General features: G+C 61.2%; 1 protein-coding gene. It reads left to right on the top strand.

The window, feature by feature from the left end:
- Window positions 1–480: electron transfer flavoprotein subunit alpha/FixB family protein (locus PMI23_RS28535; protein ID WP_007950348.1), on the top strand; the 480-nt coding region annotated here is incomplete at both ends.

The raw sequence follows: 480 nt of genomic DNA, 5'->3' as shown, positions 1-480 counted from the left end.
GACCAGATCTCCGAGATCATCTCGGTCGAAAGCGCTGACACTTTCAAGCGTCCAATCTACGCCGGTAACGCCATCGCTACCGTACAGTCGACCGCGCCAATCAAAGTGATCACCGTGCGTACCACCGGTTTCGACCCGGTTGCTGCTGAAGGTGGTTCGGCTGCTGTTGAAGCAGTCGGCGCTGCACACGATGCGAGCACTTCGAGCTTCGTTGGCGAAGAACTGGCCAAGTCCGATCGTCCAGAACTGACCGCTGCCAAGATCGTCGTTTCCGGCGGTCGCGGCATGCAGAACGGCGACAACTTCAAACACCTGTACGCCCTGGCCGACAAGCTGGGCGCTGCTGTCGGTGCTTCCCGCGCGGCCGTCGACGCAGGTTTTGTACCGAACGACATGCAGGTCGGCCAGACCGGCAAGATCGTCGCGCCACAGCTGTACATCGCGGTCGGTATCTCCGGCGCGATCCAGCACTTGGCCGGT

The sequence above is a fragment of the Pseudomonas sp. GM24 genome (assembly GCF_000282235.1).
Lineage (GTDB): Bacteria > Pseudomonadota > Gammaproteobacteria > Pseudomonadales > Pseudomonadaceae > Aquipseudomonas.
Note: the sequence above shows the minus strand (reverse complement) of the source record. Positions and strands in the feature narration are given on the sequence as shown.